This window comes from Porticoccus litoralis, assembly GCF_030676955.1.
Lineage (GTDB): Bacteria > Pseudomonadota > Gammaproteobacteria > Pseudomonadales > Porticoccaceae > Porticoccus > Porticoccus litoralis.
Genome location: NZ_JAUUUU010000009.1, coordinates 1 through 4,852 on the forward strand (window position 1 = coordinate 1; position 4,852 = coordinate 4,852).

Below are 4,852 nucleotides of genomic sequence, written 5' to 3' on the forward strand. Positions count from 1 at the left end.
GAAAAGTTTGAACGAAATAAGCCCCACGTAAACGTGGGTACGATTGGTCACGTAGACCATGGTAAAACGACGCTGACTGCGGCGCTGACGCGCGTGTGTGCGGAAGTCTGGGGTGGTACAGCGGTGGCGTTTGACGGCATCGACAATGCACCGGAAGAGCGCGAGCGCGGTATTACCATTGCGACCTCCCACGTGGAATACGATTCACCGAACCGTCACTACGCACACGTAGACTGTCCCGGACACGCTGACTATGTGAAAAACATGATCACTGGTGCGGCGCAGATGGACGGGGCGATCCTGGTTTGTTCTGCAGCGGATGGCCCAATGCCACAAACCCGTGAGCACATCCTGCTGTCCCGTCAGGTAGGCGTACCTTATATTGTGGTCTTCCTGAACAAAGCCGACATGGTTGATGACGAAGAGCTGCTGGAGCTGGTAGAGATGGAAGTTCGCGAACTTCTGGACCAGTACGACTTCCCGGGTGACGATACCCCGATCATCATCGGCTCTGCCCTGATGGCGCTGGAAGGCAAAGACGATAACGAAATGGGCACTACCGCTGTTAAGAAGCTGGTAGAGACCCTGGACGAGTACATTCCGGAGCCGGAGCGCGCGATTGACCAACCGTTCCTGATGCCGATCGAAGACGTATTCTCCATCTCTGGTCGCGGTACGGTAGTTACCGGTCGTGTAGAGCGCGGCATTATCAAAGTGGGCGAGGAAATCGAAATTGTCGGTATCCACGACACCACCAAGACCACCTGTACCGGTGTTGAGATGTTCCGCAAGCTGCTGGACGAAGGCCGTGCTGGTGAGAACGTTGGTGTACTGCTGCGCGGTACCAAGCGTGACGAAGTTGAGCGTGGTCAGGTACTGGCGAAGCCGGGCACCATTACCCCGCACACCAAGTTCGAAGCAGAAGTTTATGTGCTGTCCAAGGACGAAGGTGGCCGTCACACGCCGTTCTTCAAAGGCTACCGTCCGCAGTTCTACTTCCGTACCACTGACGTGACAGGTGCTTGTGAGCTGCCTGAAGGCGTTGAGATGGTCATGCCGGGCGACAACGTGCAGATGGTAGTGACGTTGATTGCACCGATTGCGATGGAAGATGGCTTGCGTTTTGCGATCCGTGAAGGTGGCCGTACTGTAGGCGCCGGCGTCGTCGCTAAAGTTATCGAGTAATCGAACGCTGCTTTAGAAAAGGCCGCCCGAAAGAGCGGCCTTTTTTGTGGCCTGATGTTTTATAGAGCTAAGTAACAAAAAAGCCCGGCAATTGCTTGCCGGGCTTTTTATTGGAAGTTGCCAGAAAATTACTTTCTGGCTTCTTCTTTTCTGGCTTTGGCTTCGGCAATAACCTTTTCCGAAGTCTGCTGCGGACAGGGCAGGTAATGCGAGAACTCCATGGAGAACTGGCCGCGGCCAGAAGTCATGGTGCGCAGATGGCCGATATAGCCAAACATCTCTGCCAGTGGTACATCAGCCTTGACCCGTACGCCGGTAACACCAGGCTCTTGGTCCTTGATCATACCGCGGCGGCGGTTGAGATCGCCGATCACATCGCCGACGTGGTCGTCGGGTGTGAAGACGTCAACTTTCATGATCGGTTCCAGCAGCTGTGGGCCAGCTTTCGGCATGGATTGACGGAATGCGCCTTTGGCGGCGATTTCGAAGGCGATGGCTGAGGAGTCGACTGCGTGGTATGAGCCATCGAACAGCTCGATTTCTACATCCAGCATCGGATAGCCAGCCAGCGGACCCTCTTCCATCATGGATTTGAAGCCCTTCTCAATAGCAGGGAAGAATTCCTTCGGTACGTTACCGCCGACCACAGTGGATTCAAACTTGAAGCCGGAACCGGTTTCGCCGGGACGGATGCGGTAGTCAATTTTACCAAACTGACCGGAACCGCCGGATTGTTTCTTGTGGGTGTAACTGTCTTCAACCGGCTGGGTAATAGTTTCGCGGTAGGCCACCTGAGGTTTGCCCACTTCCAACTCAACACCGTAGGTGCGCTTGAGGATGTCGACTTTAATATCCAGGTGCAGTTCACCCATACCTTTCAGAATGGTTTCGCCGGAGTCTTCGTCGGTTTCAACCTGGAAGGAGGGGTCTTCGGCAACCAGCTTGCCAATGGCGATACCCATTTTTTCTGAACCGCCCTTATCTTTGGGCTTAACGGCAATCGAGATCACCGGATCAGGGAACACCATGGCTTCCAGGGTGCAGGGCTTGTTGACGTCACAAAGGGTGTGGCCGGTTTTAACATTTTTCATACCGATGACAGCAAGGATGTCGCCGGCTTGGGCTCGATCCAGCTCGTTGCGATCGTTGGCGTGCATTTCAACCATGCGGCCGATACGCTCAGTCTTGCCGGTGGCAGAGTTGAGCACGGTCATGCCTTTTTCCAGTACGCCGGAGTAGATGCGGATAAAGGTCAGCGCGCCGAAGCGGTCATCCATGATTTTGAACGCCAGTGCGCGAAGGGGCTCGTCCGCAGAAACAATGGCTTTTTCACCAGTGGCATTGCCTTCCTCATCGGTCAGATCCTGAGGGTCTACTTCAGTTGGACACGGCAGGTAGTCAATGACAGCATCCAGTACCAGTTGTACCCCCTTGTTCTTGAATGCAGAACCGCAGAAAGTGGGGAAGAAGTCCAGTTTGATGGTGCCGGCACGAATGCAGCGCTTCAGGTCTTCAATGGATGGCTCTTCACCTTCCATGTAAGCCATCATCAGGTCGTCATCCTGCTCTACAGCAGTTTCCACCAGTTCCTGGTGGTATTGTTCAACATCATCAACCATGTCGGCAGGGATATCGACGACTTCGTAATTTTCGGGCAATCCAGTGTCATCCCAGACATAAGCCTTCTTAGTGAGTACATCGACAACACCCTTAAAGTCATCTTCGCGACCAATGGGCAACGTCATAACCAGCGGGTTGGCGCCGAGGACTTTCTTGATTTGTCCAACGACACGCAGGAAATCAGCACCCATACGGTCGAGTTTGTTGACGAAGATAATCCGCGCAACTTCTGACTCGTTGGCGTAGCGCCAGTTGGTTTCTGACTGGGGTTCAACACCGCCCGAGCCGCAGAACACACCAACACCTCCATCGAGTACTTTCAGAGAGCGGTAAACTTCTACGGTGAAGTCCACGTGTCCGGGTGTGTCGATGATGTTGAGACGATGGTCTTTCCAGAAGCAAGTGGTGGCAGCGGACTGGATGGTGATGCCGCGCTCCTGCTCCTGCTCCATAAAGTCGGTAGTGGCGGCGCCGTCATGCACCTCACCGGTCTTATGAATTTTGCCGGTCAGTTTAAGAATACGTTCTGTTGTAGTGGTCTTCCCCGCATCCACGTGGGCGAAGATACCAATGTTCCTGTAGTGAGATAAGTCAGTCATTTCAATGCTCGATATCAATGGGCCATAAAACGCGCGCGATTATACCGGAAATCATCAGGATTATTAGAGGAAAATCCATGACGACGAAAAAAAGGTTGTATTTTTCACAAGAAAAGAGGGTTGGGGGCGTTGACAGAGACAAAATGCCGTATAAGATTGCCCGCTGTAAAAAATTTGCTGGCAGGTTTGCGTGTCGTGCGCGGTGTAACAGAAGTCAGTAAACGTAACCAACCTTTGAGTTTAGGGGTATTCCAGTGGCAAAAGAAAAGTTTGAACGAAATAAGCCCCACGTAAACGTGGGTACGATTGGTCACGTAGACCATGGTAAAACGACGCTGACTGCGGCGCTGACGCGCGTGTGTGCGGAAGTCTGGGGTGGTACAGCGGTGGCGTTTGACGGCATCGACAATGCACCGGAAGAGCGCGAGCGCGGTATTACCATTGCGACCTCCCACGTGGAATACGATTCACCGAACCGTCACTACGCACACGTAGACTGTCCCGGACACGCTGACTATGTGAAAAACATGATCACTGGTGCGGCGCAGATGGACGGGGCGATCCTGGTTTGTTCTGCAGCGGATGGCCCAATGCCACAAACCCGTGAGCACATCCTGCTGTCCCGTCAGGTAGGCGTACCTTATATTGTGGTCTTCCTGAACAAAGCCGACATGGTTGATGACGAAGAGCTGCTGGAGCTGGTAGAGATGGAAGTTCGCGAACTTCTGGACCAGTACGACTTCCCGGGTGACGATACCCCGATCATCATCGGCTCTGCCCTGATGGCGCTGGAAGGCAAAGACGATAACGAAATGGGCACTACCGCTGTTAAGAAGCTGGTAGAGACCCTGGACGAGTACATTCCGGAGCCGGAGCGCGCGATTGACCAACCGTTCCTGATGCCGATCGAAGACGTATTCTCCATCTCTGGTCGCGGTACGGTAGTTACCGGTCGTGTAGAGCGCGGCATTATCAAAGTGGGCGAGGAAATCGAAATTGTCGGTATCCACGACACCACCAAGACCACCTGTACCGGTGTTGAGATGTTCCGCAAGCTGCTGGACGAAGGCCGTGCTGGTGAGAACGTTGGTGTACTGCTGCGCGGTACCAAGCGTGACGAAGTTGAGCGTGGTCAGGTACTGGCGAAGCCGGGCACCATTACCCCGCACACCAAGTTCGAAGCAGAAGTTTATGTGCTGTCCAAGGACGAAGGTGGCCGTCACACGCCGTTCTTCAAAGGCTACCGTCCGCAGTTCTACTTCCGTACCACTGACGTGACAGGTGCTTGTGAGCTGCCTGAAGGCGTTGAGATGGTCATGCCGGGCGACAACGTGCAGATGGTAGTGACGTTGATTGCACCGATTGCGATGGAAGATGGCTTGCGTTTTGCGATCCGTGAAGGTGGCCGTACTGTAGGCGCCGGCGTCGTCGCTAAAGTTATCGAGTAA

The 4,852-nt window shown here is 54.0% G+C and carries 3 protein-coding genes; 2 read left to right on the forward strand and 1 reads right to left on the reverse strand.

Going from position 1 to position 4,852, the window contains the following annotated elements:
- The coding region (gene tuf / locus Q8A57_RS11090; RefSeq protein WP_305169722.1) for an elongation factor Tu at positions 1 to 1,185 on the forward strand (1,185 nt) is incomplete at its 5' end.
- A gap of 128 nt (positions 1,186 to 1,313) precedes the next feature.
- On the opposite strand, the gene fusA is transcribed toward tuf (Q8A57_RS11090), so the two are convergent.
- The gene (fusA, locus tag Q8A57_RS11095) at positions 1,314 to 3,404 is read right to left on the reverse strand and encodes an elongation factor G (protein ID WP_305171178.1); all 2,091 of its coding nucleotides are present in this window, start codon (positions 3,402 to 3,404) and stop codon (positions 1,314 to 1,316) included.
- 254 nt (positions 3,405 to 3,658) lie between these two features.
- On the opposite strand from fusA, the gene tuf (Q8A57_RS11100) reads away from it, so the two are divergent.
- A complete protein-coding gene (tuf, locus tag Q8A57_RS11100) occupies positions 3,659 to 4,852 on the forward strand; it encodes an elongation factor Tu (protein ID WP_305170170.1) in 1,194 nt (397 codons plus the stop codon).